This window comes from Psychroflexus salarius (genome assembly GCF_900129035.1).
GTDB classification, from domain to species: domain Bacteria; phylum Bacteroidota; class Bacteroidia; order Flavobacteriales; family Flavobacteriaceae; genus Psychroflexus; species Psychroflexus salarius.
This window is the reverse complement of sequence record NZ_FQTW01000001.1, coordinates 152,851-171,815: the sequence shown is the minus strand read 5'-3', so window position 1 is coordinate 171,815 and position 18,965 is coordinate 152,851. Positions and strand designations below refer to the sequence as shown.

Below are 18,965 nucleotides of genomic sequence, written 5' to 3'. Positions count from 1 at the left end.
AAATATAATTGAAATTCACTAATTTTAAATCTTGGACTACATAAATGTTAATTCACGTTGAAGTAATTCATTAAACTGAATTTTTATTTTATGATGTTCAAAATCAATTATTTGTTCAATTTTTTCTGGCCATTCAATAAAAATCCAAGCCTCTTGATTAAGATAATCTTCGAAACCGATGTCATAAACTTCTTCAATTGAGTTGATTCTGTAAAAGTCGAAATGAAAAATTTTTACATTCTCGGTTTGATATTCGTTTACTAATGAAAAACTAGGGCTTGAAACATGATCTTTACTGCCAAGTGTTTTGACTAAATTTTTAATTAAAGTTGTTTTTCCAGCGCCTAAGTCGCCTTGAAAGCTGATGATTTTGTGTGATGATTTTGCTATAATTTTTGTTGCAATTTGGTTTAAATCATCTAAATTATAATTGGTAATCTTCATTATTTAGGATTAAATACAGCAAAAGGAATAATCATTTCTTCTAAAGAAACACCTCCATGTTGGTAGGTTTGTTTAAAATAATTAGCGTAATAGTTATAGTTATTAGGATAAGCTAAGAAATAGTTACTTTTAGCAAAAATGTAAGAACTTGACATATTGATGCTTGGTAGATGAAAGTCTTTAGGGTTTTTAACAGCTATCACATCTTTAGAATTGTAGGTAAGGCTTTTTCCTGTTTTATAGCGTAAATTGAGACTTGTGTTTTTATCACCAATAACTTTTGAAGGGTTTTTTACATTAATGGTTCCATGATCAGTTGTGATAATCAATTTAAAGTCCATGTTTTTGGCCTGTTGTATGATTTGCAATAATGGCGAATTTTTAAACCAGCTTTGTGTTAAGGATCTGTAAGACTTGTCGTTAGAAGCTAGTTCCTTTATCACTTCAAGCTCTGTTTTTGAGTGTGATAACATATCTACAAAATTGTAAACAACCACACATAAATCATTAGATTTCTCTTGCTTAAAATTGTCTGCTAGTTTACGGCCTGAGTTAACATTGGTTATTTTGTGATAGGAATATTTATAATCTAGCCCTAAACGCGCTAATTGAGTTTGTAAAAAATCGGCTTCGTGTAAATTTTTTCCACCTTCATCAGTATCGTTTTTCCAGTATTCAGGGTAAATCTTTTCCATATCTGCTGGCATCAAACCAGAAAAAATAGCGTTTCTGGCATATTGAGTTGCGGTTGGTAAGATACTGTAAAAGGCTTCTTCAAGGCTTTTTTTATAATAAGCGTTTAAGGTTGTTTCAAATGCTTTAAACTGATCGTACCTTAAGTTATCTATCACCACTAATAAGGTAGGTTGTTCTTTACTTAATTCTGGGGCAATTTTATTTTTAAATAAAGTGTGTGATAATTCTGGTGCTTCAGAATTCTTGTTAAACCAATTGGCGTAATGACGTTCTATAAATTTCCCAAACTCAATATTAGCTTCATTTTTTTGAGATTCTAAAATCTCATTCATGCCAACATCATCAATATTTTCAAGCTCTAGCTCCCAATAAATAAGCTTTAAGTATAAATTTACCCAATCCTGATATGTGTTGGTTTGCATAAGATCCATCGCTATTTTACGAAACTCTTGTTGATAGTTCGAGGTTGTTTTTTCAGTAACGAGGCGAGAGTGGTCTAAATTTTTCTTTAAGCTTAGCAGAATTTGATTGGGATTAACTGGTTTAATCAGGTAATCTGTAATTTTTGAGCCAATCGCTTCCTCCATAATATATTCTTCTTCACTTTTTGTAATCATAACAACAGGAAGTTGGTCTCTAATGGCTTTAATTTCAGCTAGTGTCTCTAAACCTGTTAATCCTGGCATATTTTCATCTAAAAAAACAATATCAAAATTCTCATTACCTAATAATTCAATTGCTTCAGCACCACTTTGACAAGTGCTAACTTCATAGTTTTTTTGTTCAAGAAAAATAATATGTGGTTTGAGTAAATCAATTTCATCATCTACCCATAAAACTTTTAGCTTCGTCATATATATGTATCTTTGTTTTTTATAATTAAAATCTTGGTGAAACAAAATAACAAACTTAAAATTATAAACGATCCAATTTATGGATTTATTACCATTCCAAGTCCTTTAATTTTTGACTTGATAGCGCATAAGTATTTTCAGCGTTTACGCCGAATTTCCCAAATGGGATTGTCTTATTTGGTTTATCCTGGTGCTCATCACACAAGATTTCATCATGCTTTAGGTTGTATACATTTAATGGGAAAAGCGATTAAAGTTTTACGTTTTAAAGGCGTTGAAATTACAAGTGAAGAAGAGGAAGCGCTTCTTATTGCTATTTTATTGCACGACATTGGTCATGGGCCTTTTTCGCACGCTTTAGAACATATGTTTGCAAAAGATGTCTCTCATGAATATATTTCTTTAAGTTTCATGAAAGCACTTAACGAAGAATTTGAAGGGGAACTATCTACCGCAATCGATATTTTTACAGACAACTACCCTAAGCAATTTTTATGTCAGCTTCTATCTAGTCAGCTAGATATGGATCGACTTGATTATTTAAAGCGTGATAGTTTTTATACAGGTGTGGCTGAAGGCAATGTTAATAGTGAACGCTTAATTAGCATGTTAAATGTTAAAGATGATCAAATTGTGGTTGAAGAGAAAGGTATCTATTCCGTTGAAAAGTTTTTAGTGGCCAGACGCTTAATGTACTGGCAAGTTTACTTGCATAAAACTGGTTTGTGTGCTGAGCAATTGTTGGTCAAAATAATTTTAAGGGCAAAAGAGCTATTGCTTGAAGGTAAGGCCATATATTGCAGTGATGAATTAGGTTATTTTTTAAAACACCAAATTAATTGTCAATTATTTAATCAAGAAGCCTTGCAGATGTTTGCTCAATTAGATGATTATGATGTTATTTATGCCATCAAACAATGGTCAAGCTCGTCTGATTTTGTTTTAAGAAATTTAGCGCAAATGATATTAGAACGCCGCTTGCCAAAAGTTAAACTAAAAAACAAGCCAATACCTCATGAAAAGGTAGAAGCGAAGTTAGCTCATATTATAAAAAAACATCAGCTTACCAATCATGAAGCCTCTTATTTTGTATTTACAGGAGAAACCCAAAACTTAGCTTACAAATTAAATTCACAACCCATTAAAATATTATATAAAAACGGAAAATTGAAGGATGTTTCAAAAGCTTCAGACCAATTAAACCTTAAAGCTTTATCAAAATTGGTCACTAAACACTACTTCTGTTATCCCAAAAACAATTATTAACACTTTTTTTCTATTTTTGCCAGAATGAAATTTACAGCACGACAAATAGCAGAGATATTAAACGGCGATATTGAAGGTAATCCAGAAGCCACAGTTTCTAAATTATCTAAAATTGAAGAAGGCGAAAAAGAATCGTTGACGTTTTTATCTAACCCAAAATATACCAATTATATTCAATCAACAAATGCAAGCATTTGTATTGTTAATAAGGACTTTAAAAGCGAAGTTGAATTAACAACGACCTTAATTAGAGTCGATGACTCTTATGAAGCCTTTTCTAAATTACTTGAATATTATAATCAAATCAAACTCAGCAAATCTGGAATTGAGTCACCTAGTTTTATGAGTGATTCAGTTTCATTAGGTCAAGACTGCTACATTGGTGCCTTTAGCTATTTAGGTGAAAATGTAAAGATTGGCGATAATGTTAAGATATATCCAAATGTTTACATTGGCGATAATGTAGAAATAGGAAATAACAGTATTTTATTTCCAGGTTGCAAAGTTTATTCAGAATCCATAATTGGAGAAAATTGCGTAATTCATGGCGGTGCAATTATTGGTGCTGATGGTTTTGGCTTTTCACCAGATGATCAAGGGATTTACAAAAAAGTACCACAAATAGGTAACGTCATCATTAAAGATGATGTTGATGTTGGCGCAGGTACAACCATCGATCGTGCTACTTTAGGCTCAACTGTTATTCATGAAGGCGTTAAGCTAGATAATCAAATTCAAATTGCTCATAACGTTGAAATTGGTAAACATACAGCTATCGCAGCACAAACCGGTATTGCGGGTTCTACTAAAATAGGAGAACATTGCTTAATTGGCGGGCAAGTTGGTATAGTTGGTCACGTACAAATAGGTAACTATGTTAAAATTCAAGCTCAAACGGGTGTTGGCCGTAATGTAAAAGACAAAGAAGCTATACAAGGCTCACCTGCTTTGGGATATAACGATTTTAACAAATCTTATGTTCACTTTAAAAATTTACCAGAAACCATAAAACGTTTAAATTCATTAGAAAAAACAATTCGCAAAAATGAGTCTAAATCCTAAGAAACAAACTACCATTGCTAATGAAGTTCAGCTAAAAGGTGTCGGACTTCATACAGGCCAAGAAGTGACCTTAAACTTTAAACCAGCAGAAGCTAATTCCGGTTATGCTTTTAAGCGAATTGATTTAGAAGGTCATCCTATTATTCCAGCAGACGCCAACTATGTAACAGATACTAAACGCGGAACCACCTTAGAAAAAAATGGCGTGTTAATTCAAACTTCTGAGCACGTTTTAGCGGCATGTGTTGGTCTTGAAATTGACAATATCATCATTGAATTAAATGCTTCTGAACCGCCAATAATGGATGGTTCTTCAAAGTTTTTTGTTGAAGCGCTTGAACAAGCTGAAATTGTTGAACTTGATGCTGACCGTGATGAATTTATCGTTAAAGACGTGATTTCATTTTCTGATGAAGAAACTGGCTCTGAAATATTAGTGATGCCAGCTAATGAATATCAAGTAACGACAATGGTTGATTTTGAAACCAAAGTCTTAGGTACTCAAAATGCTTCTCTGAAAACTTTAAAAGATTTCAAAGAAAAAATCTCTTGTTCACGTACATTTAGCTTCTTGCATGAACTTGAAGCTTTACTTGAACACGGTTTAATTAAAGGTGGTGACCTCAATAATGCTATTGTTTATGTAGATAAAGAATTGTCTCAAGAAACCATGGACAAGCTTAAAGTTGCCTTTGGTAAAGATGATATTAAAGTTAAACCAAACGGCATTTTAGATAATTTAACCTTGCATCACCCTAATGAAGCGGCACGTCATAAACTGCTTGATGTTTTGGGTGATTTAGCCTTAGTTGGTACCTACATAAGAGGTAAAGTTATTGCCAACAAACCTGGGCATGGTATCAATACGCAATTTGCTAAGAAACTAGCCAAAATTATCAAGTCTGAAAAGCGTAATAAAGTACCTCAAATAGACTTAAATGAAAAACCACTTTATGACGTTACTGAAATCATGAATAAGTTGCCACATCGGCCTCCTTTTTTATTAGTCGATAAAATTTATGAGCTAACTGAATCTTCTGTAATAGGATCAAAAAATGTTACCATGAATGAACCTTTTTTTGTGGGACATTTTCCAGGAAAACCTGTAATGCCAGGCGTTCTTCAAGTTGAGGCTATGGCACAAACAGGTGGTATTTTAGCCTTAAGTTCAGTTCCTGATCCAGAAAATTACTTGACTTATTTCATGAAAATTAATAATGTGAAATTTAAACAACAAGTTGTACCAGGTGATACTTTAATTTTTAAATTAGAGTTAATTACTCCTATAAGACGTGGTATATGCCACATGCAAGCTTATGCTTACACCAATGGAAAGTTAGCTTGTGAAGCCGAATTGATGGCGCAAATTGTTAAAGCAAAATAAAGTTTATGAATCAACCCTTAGCATATGTACATCCAGGAGCAAAAATTGCCAAAAATGTAGTCATTGAACCTTTTACAACTATTCACAGCAATGTTGAAATTGGTGAAGGCTCTTGGATAGGTTCAAATGTCACTATCATGGAAGGTGCCCGCATTGGCAAAAATGTGAGCATTTTTCCTGGAGCAGTAATTTCTGCGATACCGCAGGATAAAAAATTTGACGATGAAGATACAACTACTGAAATTGGAGATAATACAACCATCAGAGAATGTGTAACCATTAATCGTGGTACTTCAGATCGAATGAAAACTAAAATAGGTAAAAATTGCTGGATCATGGCCTATTGCCATATTGCACATGACTGTATTGTTGGTGATAATTGTGTTTTTTCAAATAATTCAACCTTAGCCGGTCATATTACAGTTGGAGATTACGCCATACTAGCAGGTATGGCGGCAGTTCAGCAGTTTTGCAGCATTGGTCGCCATGCTTTTGTAACAGGTGGCTCTTTGGTAAGAAAAGACGTTCCTCCATTTGTTAAAGCAGCTAGAGAACCACTTTCTTACGTAGGCATAAATTCAGTTGGTCTTCGTCGTCGTGGTTACGAAACCGATAAAATTCGCGAAATACAAAATATTTACCGCATTTTATATCAAAAAAACTATAATAACTCTCAAGCACTTTCAATATTAGAAGCTGAAATGGAAGCAACTCCAGAACGCGATGAAATAATTCAGTTTGTAAAGGATTCTCAACGTGGAATCATGAAAGGCTATTTTTCTAACTAAAAAAGTAAATATATGGCATCAACAAGTGATATTAGAAACGGATTATGTATCAGATATAATCATGATATTTATAAAATAATTGAGTTTTTACATGTTAAGCCTGGTAAAGGTCCAGCATTTGTAAGAACAAAATTAAAAAGTGTTACTACTGGAAAGGTTGTAGAAAATACATTTTCAGCGGGTCATAAAATTGATGATGTAAGGGTTGAAACCCATAAGTACCAATTTTTATATCAAGAAGGTGAATTTTATCACTTTATGCACACCGATGACTATACCCAAATTAGGTTAGTTGAAGCGGCGCTAGATATGCCAAAGCTTTTAAAAGAAGGTGAAGTGGTTTCGATTTTAATTAATACTGAAGATGATGCACCACTATCTGTAGATATGCCGCCACACGTAGAGCTTGAGGTTACCCATACAGAACCAGGTGTTAAAGGAAATACGGCTACTAATGCTACAAAACCTGCCACAGTTGAAACAGGAGCAGAGATTAACGTGCCATTGTTTATTAATGAAGGTGATAAAGTTAAAATTGAAACCGAGAAAGGAACATACAAAGAACGTGTGAAATAGTCCTGTATGAAGTTTCCAAAACCTTACGCATTAAAATCAATTGCTGATATTCTTGATTGTTCTTATGTCGGTGAAGATGATTATCAAGTTTATGGTGCCAATGAGATTCATGTTGTAGAAAAAGGTGATATCGTATTTGTTGATCACCCAAAATATTATGATAAAGCCTTAAATTCGGCTGCAAGTGTTATTTTAATTAATAAGGAAGTTAACTGTCCAGAGGGTAAAGCATTATTGATTTCTAAGGATCCGTTTTCTGATTTTAATAAACTCACTTCTTTTTTTAAACCCTTTAAACCTTCTAAACAGACCATTTCACCTTCAGCTATTATCGATAAGTCAGCCACTATTCAGCCCAATGTATTTATTGGAAACGATGTAAAAATTGGCAAAAATTGTATCATTCATTCTAATGTTTCCATTTATGATTCATGTGAAATAGGCGATAATGTGATTATTCACAGCGGTTCTATTATTGGTGCTGACGCTTTTTATTATAAAAACAGACCTGAAGGCTATGATAAATTAAAATCTGGCGGGAATGTCGTTATTGAAAATGATGTCGAAATTGGTGCTTCAACAACCATAGATAAAGGAGTTTCAGGGTCAACTTTAATCAAAACAGGAACAAAAATTGATAATTTAGTTCAAATTGGTCATGATACTGTTATTGGTAAAAAAGTTTTAATTGCTGCACACACAGGAATAGCTGGCTGTTGTATCATTGAAGATGATGTGACAATTTGGGGACAAGTTGGCGTTTCAAGTGGACTAAATATTGGTGAAAATGCCATTATTTTAGCGCAATCTGGAGTTTCTAAGAGTCTTGATGCCAACAAAACCTATTTTGGGACACCAGCAAGTGATATCAAAAAGAAATATAGAGAAATGGCGCATATCGCCAATTTACCAAAACTCGTAAAACAACTTAACGATGTTACAAGAAACAAATAAAGTAGTCGATTTTTTAGAGTCTGATTATTTTAAAGATAGTAATGTTTTAAACCAATATTTTCATGAAGATGCCATCATTCACTGGCGAAGTTCTGAAGCATTTTATGAACTAGATTTAAAAGGGTTTGGTGAATTGACTACGAAAATGGGCAAATCATTTTTAAATATGACAGCTGAATTTCACGATGTTATAACAACTCATCACTCAGTAGTTACACATTTTACCTATTTTGTTGAATCAATAGAATCTGAGGAATTACATGCTTTAGCCCACTTTATGGCCATTTGGAAATTAGAAGACGCCAAGATTATCAAGGCTGAAATTATGAGTATGCCAGCTGAAGATGAAATTGAAGTTAAAAAACAAATTTGAACCTATTTTTAAGCCTATAAACTTTTTAGGTTCATCCTAATAAATTACTTTTGTTAAAGAAAAATCACAAATCTTATGAGCGTTTTAGTAAATAAAAATTCAAAAATTATAGTCCAAGGTTTTACAGGTAGTGAAGGCACCTTCCATGCTGGTCAAATGATAGACTATGGCACTAATGTTGTCGGAGGTGTAACACCAGGAAAAGGTGGTACTGAACATCTAGGTAAACCTGTTTTTAATACAGTTTCAGATGCTGTTGAAAATGCTGGGGCCGATACTTCAATTATTTTTGTACCGCCAGCTTTTGCTGCAGATGCCATAATGGAAGCAGCCGATGCTGGAATTAAAGTGATTATTGCAATTACTGAAGGTATTCCTGTTGCTGATATGATCAAAGCCTCAAATTATATAAAAGATAAAGATTGTCGTTTAATAGGTCCAAACTGTCCTGGTGTTATTACGCCTGAAGAAGCTAAAGTTGGTATTATGCCTGGCTTTGTTTTCAAAAAAGGAAAAGTTGGTATTGTTTCTAAATCAGGAACTTTAACTTATGAAGCCGCTGACCAAGTGGTAAAAGAAGGTTTAGGTATTACAACGGCCATCGGTATTGGTGGCGACCCAATTATAGGTACGACTACTAAAGAAGCTGTTGAGCTTTTAGTTAATGATCCTGAAACAGAATGCGTTGTAATGATCGGTGAAATTGGTGGTCAATTAGAGGCTGAAGCTGCTAATTGGTATAAGAACAGTGGAAGTAAAAAACCAGTCGTTGGTTTTATTGCTGGAGAAACTGCTCCTGCTGGACGCACAATGGGACATGCTGGCGCTATTGTTGGTGGTAGTGAAGATACAGCTCAAGCTAAAAAAGAAATTTTAAAAGATTGCGGTATTCACGTGGTAAATTCACCTGCTGAAATCGGTAAAAAAGTGAGTGAAGTGTTAGGCTAAACTCTAATTTAAAAAACAAAAACCTCTTAACTAGGAGGTTTTTGTTTTTTTAAAATATTAATACAATGAAATTATTAGAAAATAAAAATGTCATTATTACTGGTGGTAGTCGAGGTATCGGTAAAGGCATTGCTGAAGTTTTTGCTCAGCATGGTGCAAATGTAGCCTTTACCTATAATTCTTCTAAAGAAGCTGCTGAGACATTAGCAAAGGACTTAGAAAAACTAGGTATTAAAGCTAAGGCTTATCAATCAGATGCTTCAGATTTTGATCAGGCACAGCAGTTAGCAAGCGATGTGATAAAAGATTTTGGGAGTGTTGATGTATTAATCAATAATGCCGGAATTACTAAAGATAATCTTCTTATGCGCATGTCTGAAGAAGATTTTAATAAAGTTATTGAAGTTAATTTGAATTCCGTTTTTAACTTAACTAAAGCTGTTCTACGGCCTATGTTAAAACAGCGTCATGGTAGTATTATTAATATGAGTTCTGTAGTTGGTATTAAAGGAAACGCAGGACAAGCTAATTATTCTGCTTCAAAAGCTGGAATTATTGGGTTCTCAAAATCTGTTGCTTTAGAATTGGGTTCAAGAAATATTAGATCTAATGTTATAGCGCCAGGTTTTATTGAAACCGAAATGACAGCTAAACTTGACGAAGCTACAGTCGACTCATGGCGACAAGCTATTCCGCTTAAACGAGGCGGCACACCAACTGATATTGCCAATGCATGTGTATTTTTGGCAAGTGACATGAGTACTTATATTACAGGTCAAACGCTCAGTGTTGATGGTGGAATGCTAACTTAATTCTATGACAAACGAGACCATTATTTTTATCTTGCTTAACAGCGTAGTTTCATTTGGTCTTAGTCTATTATTTTACAAAAATTACCTAAAGGATAAAAGCAAGTGGCTATTAATCGGTCTCAGGTTTTTATCCTTTTTTATTGTAATTACGCTTTTATTTGATTTTTCTACGGAATTAACGCAAGTTAGTACACAAAAGCCAAAACTATATATTGGTGTTGATGATAGTAAATCGATAAACTATTTAAGTGATTCTACTGAAGTAACTCAACTCATTAAAACTTTAGAAGATCATCCAGAACTTAATGAAGTTTTTGATATTAACTTACTGAAATTTGGGAGCAAGGTTGAAGTTTTAGATTCTTTAAGTTTTAATCAAAACTACACCAACCTCAGCAGTTTATTTGATTTCTATACCAATTTAAAAGACAATAACGCCCAATTTGTTACTATTACTGATGCTAATCAAAACTTTGGACAGTCAATCGATTATAGTTTATCGCAGTCGCTAAAAAATAGAAATTACGGAATTATTATTGGTGATACTACACAAGTTGACGACTTAAATTTGAGTCGAACCAATCATAACGCCTATGCTTTTTTAGATAATAATTTTCCTGTTGAAGTTTTTGTAGAGAATAACAGCAATTCAGCAACTAAAACAAATCTCAAACTGTTACAAAATAATCAGCTCATCTCACAACAAAATATCAACTTATCACCAAATGCAACAGGACAATTTAAATTTGAAATAAAAGCAAAGCAAATTGGTAAACAAACTTATAAAATTGTAGTTGATGCATTAAAAAATGAGAAAAATATCATTAACAATACAAAATCATTTGGTATTGAAGTTATAGACAATCGCTACAATATTTTATTGGTTTCAGAAATTATTCATCCAGATATTAGCGCTTTAAAGTCTTCCATTTCAGCTTCAAATCAATACAAGTTTACATTTAAAAAACCGCAAGATGTTAATGATTTATCTAAGTATAACTTGGTTATTGCTTATCAACCAACGCCAATATTTAAGCCTTTACTAACTCAAGTTAAAACTTCAAAACAAAGCTTATTTATTATCGGAGGTACTTCAACCGATTATGATTTATTAACAGATCTTGACTTTGGTTTTTCAAAAAAAAATACGTCTTTAATTGAAGATATTCAAGCTGAGTTTTCAAACTCATATTCATTTTACGAAACTGAAAACTTAAAATTTCAAGATTATCCGCCATTAAAAAACCAATTGAGTCGCGTAGAGCTAACTGATAACTTTCAAACACTACTTGATCAAAAAGTAAATGGTTTTAAGGATGGTAACCCGCTTTGGATCGTTAAAAATGTTAATAATCATAAGCTTAGTGTTTTGTTTGGAGAAAATATTTGGATGTGGCGTTCTAAAGCCTATCAATCATTTGGAAACTTCAAAGAATTTGACCGATTTATCGATCAACATATTCAGTTTTTATCTAATAAAAAGCGTCGCGAACGTTTAACTGTAGAGGCAAAAAACTTTTACAATAGAGGTGAAGCTGGCAAAATTTCAGCAAAGTTTTATGATGCTAATTATAACTTTAAATCTGATGCTAAATTAAATTTAACCATAACCAACCTTAAAACTAATACTGTAAATACAATTAGTATGGCACGCGATGCCAATCAATTTTCATCTTCAATTTCTAGTTTGCCAACTGGTGATTATTCATATAAAATCACTGCAGAAGCATTTTCAAAAACTGGAGATTTTAGTATAATCGATTTTAATCGTGAACTTCAAGATCAACAAGCCAATTACAAATTTTTAGCTTCAGCTTTACAAAAAGAGCAAATATACTTGCAAAAAAATAATGCAGATTTAATAAATTCTATATTAAATAAAAAACCTAAAGCAATTCAAAAATCTTTCGTAAAAAAGCTGGGTTTTATTGAAATTAAGTATTTACTTGGTTTATTAATCTTAACTTTGGGATTCGAGTGGATACTCAGAAAATATCGAGGATTAACCTAAAATAAATAATAATGGAAAAATTACCAAAATCAATAGTACCAATAATAATTGTTGTGATTATCGGTATTATCTTTATTTCAAATTCAACAGTAAATATTAGTTCAGGTGAAGCGGGCGTTTTGTTTAAACGATTCGGCGGTGGTGTTGTAACTGATGAACCACCACTAAGTGAAGGATTTCATATCGTTGCACCTTGGAATGATGTATTTGTCTATGAAGTAAGACAACAAACAATCGATGAAAAAATGACGGTTCTGTCTTCCAATGGTTTAGATATAAAACTAGATGCCACAATTTGGTTTGAACCAGATTATGATAGATTAGGTCTATTACATAAAGAACGAGGTGAAGATTATATAAGACGTTTAATTCAGCCAGCTGTGAGATCAGCAACAAGAACGGTTGTAGGACGTTACAAGCCTGAAGAACTATATGCTCAAAAGCGTGAGTCAATTCAAAAAGAAATGTATGAAGAAACAGAGCAACTTCTAAGAGACCAATACGTTTTGGTTAATAGAATTTTAGTGCGTGATGTGTCGTTGCCTCCAACTATTAAAACAGCTATTGAGCGTAAACTAAAGCAAGAACAAGAATCTTTAGAATATCAATACCGTCTAGAAAAAGCCGAAAAAGAAAAACAAAGACAGCGTATTGAAGCTGAAGGTAAAGCTGCAGCGAATGAAATATTAAGTGCTTCTTTAACCGATAAGATTTTAAGAGAAAAAGGAATTCAAGCAACATTAGAACTCTCAAATTCTTCTAACTCTAAAGTCATTGTTATTGGCTCAGGTGATGAAGGTTTACCAGTTATATTAGGTAACAATTAAAAATATCTTAAAACCTAAAAATAATTTGTAGAAGTTAGACTTATAGTTAAATTTGCATTATATGAAAATAACACATTTACATCATCATGTTTGGTATTCGTTAAATCACGAACAAATGCAGCGTTGATGTAAGTTAAACTATAACACATAACCCGTTTAAGCATTTGTTTAAACGGGTTTTTTAATTTAAAGCTATGAAAGAAAAACTAAAAATTGCAATTCAAAAATCTGGTCGTTTACATGATGACTCGCTTCAAATATTAAAAGATTGTGGCATATCAATTAATAATGGAAAAGACCAGCTAAAGGTCAGTGCTTCAAATTTTCCGATAGAAATCTTATACCTTAGAAATGGTGATATTCCACAATATTTACGTGATGAAGTGGTTGATGCTGCCATTATTGGTGAAAATTTATGTTTAGAAAAAGGGGAAGATTTACCTATTTTAAAATCTTTGGGCTTCTCAAAATGTCGCGTTTCAATAGCCATACCTAATCAAGTTGATTATCAATCGCCAAAAGATTTAAATGGTAAACAAATTGCAACATCTTACCCAAATACACTTCAAAAATTTCTAGATCAACATCAAATAAAAGCCGAAATTCACCTCATAAACGGTTCAGTTGAAATTGCGCCAAGTATTGGTTTAGCCGATGCGGTTTGCGATATCGTTTCAAGCGGTAGTACATTATTCAAAAACAATTTAAAAGAGGTTGAAGAAATTACTAAAAGTGAGGCAGTTTTAGTTAAATCACCTCATTTAAATCCTGATAAAAAAGAAATATTAAACAAGCTTTTATTCAGGATTGATGCGGTTTTAAAAGCTAAAGACGCTAAATATGTTTTGCTTAACGCACCAAATGATAAAATTGATCAAATCATAAAAATTTTACCAGGGATGAAAAGTCCAACGGTTATGCCTTTAGCTGAAAAGAATTGGAGTTCATTACACACGGTGATTAACCAAGAAAAATTTTGGGACATCATAGACGAGTTGAAAGCTGCTGGCGCTGAAAGCATTTTAGTTAATCCTATTGAAAAAATGATTTTATAATGAATACCATCAAGTTTCCTCCCAAACAAGATTGGGCTCAAATATTAAAAAGACCCACACAATCTTATAACGATTTAGAGCAAAGCGTAAAATCTATTTTTAAAGATATTCAATCTCACGGAGATAAAGCTATTCAAAAATACACCGAAATGTTTGATGGTGTTAAGATTTCAAATAGTGTTGTTAGTTCTAACGAGTTTGAAGCGGCATCAGATTTAGTTTCTACTGGTTTAAAAGAAGCCATCAAACTGGCTTACAACAACATTTATAAATTTCACGAAGCCCAAAAATCAAATAATTTGGCTAAAGTTGAGACACAACCTGGCGTTATTTGTTGGCAAGCTAAGAAACCGATTGACAGTGTTGGATTATATATTCCTGGTGGCAGTGCGCCTTTATTTTCGAGTATTTTGATGTTAGCCATTCCTGCAAAAATTGCTGGTTGCAAAACCATTACCTTAGCAACACCACCACAAAAAGATGGCTCAATTCATCCAGCGATTTTATATACAGCTCATTTATGCGGTATTAAAACAGTGGTGAAGGTTGGTGGAATTCAAGCTATTGCTGGCTTTACTTTTGGTACCGATAGCATTCCAAAAGCCTATAAAATTTTCGGGCCTGGAAATCAATATGTAACAGTTGCTAAACAAGTGGCAACAACTTTTGATGTCGCTATCGATATGCCTGCAGGTCCGTCTGAATTACTAGTTATGGCCGATGAAACTGCTAAGCCTTCATTTGTTGCGTCTGATTTATTAAGTCAAGCTGAACATGGAAAAGATTCTCAAGTGATTTTAGTTTCAACAGACAATTCTTTTATTGAAGCTGTAAAATTAGAAATTGAAGCCCAAATTGAAGTTTTACCTAGAGTTGAAATTGCTGAGGCTGCAATCAGTAATTCAAAATTTATACTTGTAAATTCATTTAATGAAGCAGCTGAACTTATTAATAATTATGCTCCTGAACATTTTATAGTCGCCACAAAGGATAACAATTTTTTTATAGATCATATTCATAATGCAGGCTCGGTGTTTATTGGTGATTTTACACCAGAAAGCGCAGGCGATTACGCATCTGGAACTAATCACACACTGCCAACAAATGCTTATGCCAAACAATATAGTGGTGTTAACCTAGACGCATTTATGAAGACAATTACCTATCAAGAAATTAACCAAACAGGTATTAAAAACATTGGTGTAGCTGTTGAATTAATGGCAGAAGCTGAAGGACTTCAAGCACATAAAAATGCAATGTCTAAAAGATTAGAAGCCATAAAAGAAAGTGTGAAATCATGAAAAATCAATTTAATTTAAGCCATTTAGTTCGAGAGAATGTAAAAGCTATGAAGGCTTATTCTTCAGCTAGAGACGAATTTACTTCATCTCACGACAATTTAACTTTTCTAGACGCTAATGAAAGTCCGTTTGACAATAACTTCAATCGTTATCCAGACCCATATCAACTTGAGCTTAAAGAAGAACTTGCCAGCCTAAAGTCGGTTTCTGCAACACAGTTAATGCTTGGTAATGGCAGTGATGAAGTTTTAGATTTAATCTTTAGAGCTTTTTGTGAACCTCATCAAAACCAAGTCATTACAATGCCACCAACTTATGGCATGTACCAAGTTTTAGCAAATTTAAATGCTGTAGAAGTGGTAAATGTCAACCTTACTGAAGGATTTCAGATAAATACCTCAGCGGTGCTAGACGAAATTACATCTGCAACAAAACTTATTTTTATATCTTCTCCTAATAATCCTTCAGGAAATGTGATGCAAATTAATAGCATTAAACTATTATTAGAGCAGTTTAAAGGTTTGGTAGTGATTGATGAAGCTTATATTGACTTTAGCTCAACAAGCTCATTTATAAGTGAATTACAAATTTATGACAACTTAATTGTAACACAAACTTTCTCTAAAGCATTGGGCCATGCGGCAATTAGGCTTGGAGTATGTTTTGCACATCCTTCAATTATTAATGTTTTAGAGAAGATAAAACCACCTTATAATGTTAATCAATTAACGCAAAAGAAGGCCTTAGAAGTGATCAAAAACTATGATACTGTGAATTTTCAAGTGAAAATCACAACTTCAGAACGTCAGCTTTTAGCAAAACAGTTTAATGAAGTTTCTTTTATAAAACAAGTATTTCCAAGCGATGCAAACTTCCTCTTATGTCGTGTTGATGATGCTAATAAGCGTTACCAACAGTTAATTGATTTAGGTGTAATTGTAAGAAATAGAACCCAAGAAGTTGGCTGTGAAAATTGCTTGCGAATTAGTGTAGGAACGCCTGAACAAAACAAAAAACTAATGCTTATTTTAAATCAATTAGACCAATGAAAACCGTTTTATTTATAGACCGTGACGGTACAATTATCGCTGAGCCAAAAGACGAACAAGTCGACGTTTTTTCTAAACTTGAATTTTTACCTCATGTGATTACAGCCTTGCAAAAAATAGCACAATCAACTAATTTTGAATTGGTAATGATCACAAATCAAGATGGTTTAGGTACCGAACAATATCTTGAAAAAGATTTCTGGCCTATCCAAAACTTCATTGTTGACACGCTTGCGTCCGAAGGTATTTCGTTTTCAGAAATTTTTATAGATAAAAGCTTTGCAAAAGATAATTCACCCAACCGAAAACCTAATACGGGTTTGCTAGGTAAATATTTTAAAGATAATTATGATTTAAAAAAATCTTTTGTGATTGGTGACCGACTTACTGATGTGAAACTAGCCCAAAACTTGGGCGCTAAAGCAATCTACATAAATAACCAACGTCAATTAGGAAATGAAGAGGTGTCTGATGAAGTAGAACAACTTCAGCAAAACATAGTGCTCGAAACTCAAGATTGGAATGATATTAAAAATTTTTTATGTTGGCCTTCACGTAAAGCTTCAATTAGTCGTAACACCAAAGAAACTAAAATCTCAGTTGAAGTCAATTTAGACGGTACTGGAAAAAGTCATATTTCTACAGGTTTAGCATTTTTCGACCATATGTTAGATCAAATTTCAAAACATGGCTTAATAGATTTAGAGATAAGCACCAAAGGCGACCTTGAGGTCGATGAGCATCATACCATAGAAGATACAGCTTTAGCCTTAGGAGAAGCATTTGCCCAAGCTATTGGAGATAAAATAGGTGTAGAGCGTTACGGGTTTTGTTTACCAATGGACGACTGTCTAGCGCAAGTGGCTATTGACTTTGGCGGTAGAAATTGGCTAGTCTGGGAAGCCGATTTTAAGCGTGAAATGATTGGTAAAATGCCTACTGAAATGTTTATGCACTTTTTTAAATCCTTTTCAGATGCAGCAAAAGCTAATCTTAATATTAAAGCTGAAGGTCAAAATGAGCATCACAAAATCGAAGCGATTTTTAAAGCTTTTGCAAAAGCCATTAAAATGGCGGTTAAACGCGACCCCGATAAAATGATTTTACCAAGTACTAAAGGAACTTTATAAGCATTAACCAAACTTAAATTATCTTAACGTGAAGCTTTCAATTATAGATTACGGTGCAGGAAATATTAAGAGTATTCAGTTTGCATTTCAGCGTTTGGGCATCAAAGCGCAATTGACTAACAGTCCAGAAGAACTTATCAATTCAGACAAAATTATTTTCCCTGGTGTTGGTGAAGCAAGCTCAGCGATGCAAAAATTACAATCTACAGGCTTAGATCAATTGATACCAAACTTAAAACAGCCTGTATTGGGTATTTGTTTAGGGATGCAACTGATGTGTCATAAAACTACTGAAGGAAACACCAATGCCTTAGGTATTTTTGATGTAGATGTAATTAAATTCTCAAACTCAGATCTTAAAGTACCACAAGTTGGGTGGAATGCAATTCACTCATTAAAAGGTGATTTATTTAATGGAATTTCAGAAGGTGAATTTATGTATTTGGTTCACTCATATTATGTCCCAAAATATGTTGAAGCTATTGCATTATCTAACTACGGTAATGATTATACAGTTGCCCTTCAACATCAAAATTTTTATGGCGTACAATTTCATCCAGAAAAAAGTGGTCGAGCAGGTGAGCAGCTACTTGAAAATTTTATTAAACTAAAAGTTTAAGTAAATAACATATATATATTGATAATAAATGATTTAAATATTAAAAATAAATAAAAATGAGAATCATACCAGCTATAGATATAATTGAGGGTAAATGCGTTCGTCTAACCAAAGGCGATTATAGCACTCAAAAAGTATATAATGAAGACCCGCTTGAAATAGCCATGACATTTGAAGATCATGGGATAAAGCATTTGCACTTAGTTGACCTTGATGGTGCAAAATCTCAACATATTGTTAATTATAAAGTTTTAGAACGCATCGCATCTAAAACCGATTTACAAATTGATTTTGGCGGAGGCTTAAAGTCTGATGAAGATTTACGAATTGCTTTCGAATCTGGTGCGCATCAAATCACTGGCGGAAGCATTGCCGTTAAAAATGAAGATTTATTTATGAAATGGCTCAAAACCTACGGTAATGATAAAATAATTTTAGGAGCTGATGCTAAAAATGGTAAAATTGCCACTACAGGTTGGTTAGAAGATTCAGACTTTGATATTTTAAGTTTTATTCAAAGTTTTGTAAAAAAAGGGGTTAATTATGTTATTGCCACCGATATATCTAAAGATGGAACTCTTGAAGGCACAGCTATTGACTTGTATAAAAATATCCTACAACAACACCCAAAAATTAAACTGATTGCCTCAGGTGGCGTAGCTGGTATAGACGATCTACATCATGCAAATGAAATAGGTTGCGAAGGGATTATTATTGGTAAAGCCATATATGAAAATAAGATTTCTTTAAAAGATCTTGAAAATTACATTGTAAGTCAAACTTCATAAATTCAAATTAATATTTAATTAATTGCTA

19 protein-coding genes are annotated in these 18,965 nt (G+C 33.2%); 17 read left to right on the top strand and 2 right to left on the bottom strand.

Features of this window, described 5'->3' with window-relative positions; translation table 11 throughout:
• Positions 1-36: 36 nt before the first annotated feature.
• Together tsaE and porX are read right to left on the bottom strand one after the other, a co-directional pair.
• On the bottom strand, positions 37-444 hold the full coding sequence (gene tsaE, locus BUB82_RS00785) for a tRNA (adenosine(37)-N6)-threonylcarbamoyltransferase complex ATPase subunit type 1 TsaE (RefSeq protein WP_073190661.1): 408 nt from the start codon (positions 442-444) through the stop codon (positions 37-39).
• On the bottom strand, positions 444-1,994 hold the full coding sequence (gene porX, locus BUB82_RS00780; protein ID WP_073191832.1) for a T9SS response regulator signal transducer PorX: 1,551 nt from the start codon (positions 1,992-1,994) through the stop codon (positions 444-446). The genes tsaE and porX overlap by 1 nt, the downstream gene beginning before the upstream one ends.
• A gap of 36 nt (positions 1,995-2,030) precedes the next feature.
• Here porX and BUB82_RS00775 point away from each other — a divergent pair, with 36 nt between their 5' ends.
• The 17 genes from BUB82_RS00775 (at position 2,031) to hisA (ending at position 18,937) form a co-directional block, all read left to right on the top strand.
• Positions 2,031-3,260 carry an HD domain-containing protein gene (locus tag BUB82_RS00775; protein WP_073190658.1) on the top strand — a complete coding sequence of 410 codons (1,230 nt, stop codon included), beginning with the start codon at positions 2,031-2,033 and terminating at the stop codon, positions 3,258-3,260.
• A 24-nt stretch (positions 3,261-3,284) separates the two neighbouring features.
• Positions 3,285-4,322 carry a UDP-3-O-(3-hydroxymyristoyl)glucosamine N-acyltransferase gene (gene lpxD / locus BUB82_RS00770; protein ID WP_073190655.1) on the top strand — a complete coding sequence of 346 codons (1,038 nt, stop codon included), beginning with the start codon at positions 3,285-3,287 and terminating at the stop codon, positions 4,320-4,322.
• Positions 4,306-5,706 carry a bifunctional UDP-3-O-[3-hydroxymyristoyl] N-acetylglucosamine deacetylase/3-hydroxyacyl-ACP dehydratase gene (locus BUB82_RS00765; RefSeq protein WP_073190653.1) on the top strand — a complete coding sequence of 467 codons (1,401 nt, stop codon included), beginning with the start codon at positions 4,306-4,308 and terminating at the stop codon, positions 5,704-5,706. Before lpxD ends, BUB82_RS00765 begins: the two co-directional genes overlap by 17 nt.
• Positions 5,707-5,711: 5 nt before the next feature.
• Positions 5,712-6,494, top strand: coding sequence for an acyl-ACP--UDP-N-acetylglucosamine O-acyltransferase (gene lpxA / locus BUB82_RS00760; RefSeq protein ID WP_073190650.1), 783 nt, complete (start codon positions 5,712-5,714; stop codon positions 6,492-6,494).
• Positions 6,495-6,506: 12 nt separating this feature from the next.
• A complete protein-coding gene (efp, locus tag BUB82_RS00755) occupies positions 6,507-7,070 on the top strand; it encodes an elongation factor P (protein ID WP_073190646.1) in 564 nt (187 codons plus the stop codon).
• Between the two features lie 6 nt (positions 7,071-7,076).
• Positions 7,077-8,024, top strand: coding sequence for a UDP-3-O-(3-hydroxymyristoyl)glucosamine N-acyltransferase (locus BUB82_RS00750; RefSeq protein WP_073190643.1), 948 nt, complete (start codon positions 7,077-7,079; stop codon positions 8,022-8,024).
• Positions 8,005-8,397, top strand: a complete 393-nt coding sequence (locus tag BUB82_RS00745) for a hypothetical protein (protein ID WP_073190640.1) — start codon at positions 8,005-8,007, stop codon at positions 8,395-8,397. The genes BUB82_RS00750 and BUB82_RS00745 overlap by 20 nt, the downstream gene beginning before the upstream one ends.
• A 75-nt stretch (positions 8,398-8,472) precedes the next feature.
• On the top strand, positions 8,473-9,345 hold the full coding sequence (gene sucD / locus BUB82_RS00740; RefSeq protein ID WP_073190636.1) for a succinate--CoA ligase subunit alpha: 873 nt from the start codon (positions 8,473-8,475) through the stop codon (positions 9,343-9,345).
• Between the two features lie 65 nt (positions 9,346-9,410).
• Complete coding sequence (fabG, locus tag BUB82_RS00735; protein WP_073190632.1) at positions 9,411-10,157, top strand: 3-oxoacyl-[acyl-carrier-protein] reductase; 747 nt, start codon at positions 9,411-9,413, stop codon at positions 10,155-10,157.
• Positions 10,158-10,161: 4 nt separating this feature from the next.
• The gene (locus BUB82_RS00730; RefSeq protein WP_073190628.1) at positions 10,162-12,168 is read left to right on the top strand and encodes a hypothetical protein; all 2,007 of its coding nucleotides are present in this window, start codon (positions 10,162-10,164) and stop codon (positions 12,166-12,168) included.
• Between the two features lie 11 nt (positions 12,169-12,179).
• Entirely contained in the window at positions 12,180-12,995 is an 816-nt protein-coding gene (locus BUB82_RS00725) for a prohibitin family protein (RefSeq protein ID WP_073190623.1), read from the top strand.
• Between the two features lie 194 nt (positions 12,996-13,189).
• A complete protein-coding gene (hisG, locus tag BUB82_RS00720) occupies positions 13,190-14,050 on the top strand; it encodes an ATP phosphoribosyltransferase (RefSeq protein ID WP_073190620.1) in 861 nt (286 codons plus the stop codon).
• A complete protein-coding gene (gene hisD / locus BUB82_RS00715) occupies positions 14,050-15,351 on the top strand; it encodes a histidinol dehydrogenase (RefSeq protein ID WP_073190617.1) in 1,302 nt (433 codons plus the stop codon). The genes hisG and hisD overlap by 1 nt, the downstream gene beginning before the upstream one ends.
• Complete coding sequence (hisC, locus tag BUB82_RS00710) at positions 15,348-16,400, top strand: histidinol-phosphate transaminase (protein ID WP_073190614.1); 1,053 nt, start codon at positions 15,348-15,350, stop codon at positions 16,398-16,400. The genes hisD and hisC overlap by 4 nt, the downstream gene beginning before the upstream one ends.
• Positions 16,397-17,530 (top strand): bifunctional histidinol-phosphatase/imidazoleglycerol-phosphate dehydratase HisB, encoded by a 1,134-nt coding sequence (gene hisB / locus BUB82_RS00705; protein ID WP_073190611.1) that lies wholly within the window; start codon positions 16,397-16,399, stop codon positions 17,528-17,530. The genes hisC and hisB overlap by 4 nt, the downstream gene beginning before the upstream one ends.
• Positions 17,531-17,558: 28 nt before the next feature.
• A complete protein-coding gene (gene hisH / locus BUB82_RS00700; RefSeq protein ID WP_073190607.1) occupies positions 17,559-18,149 on the top strand; it encodes an imidazole glycerol phosphate synthase subunit HisH in 591 nt (196 codons plus the stop codon).
• A 56-nt stretch (positions 18,150-18,205) separates the two neighbouring features.
• Positions 18,206-18,937: a 1-(5-phosphoribosyl)-5-[(5-phosphoribosylamino)methylideneamino]imidazole-4-carboxamide isomerase gene (gene hisA / locus BUB82_RS00695; protein ID WP_073190605.1), complete on the top strand. Its 732-nt coding sequence runs from the start codon at positions 18,206-18,208 to the stop codon at positions 18,935-18,937.
• The last annotated feature ends 28 nt before the right edge of the window (positions 18,938-18,965 follow it).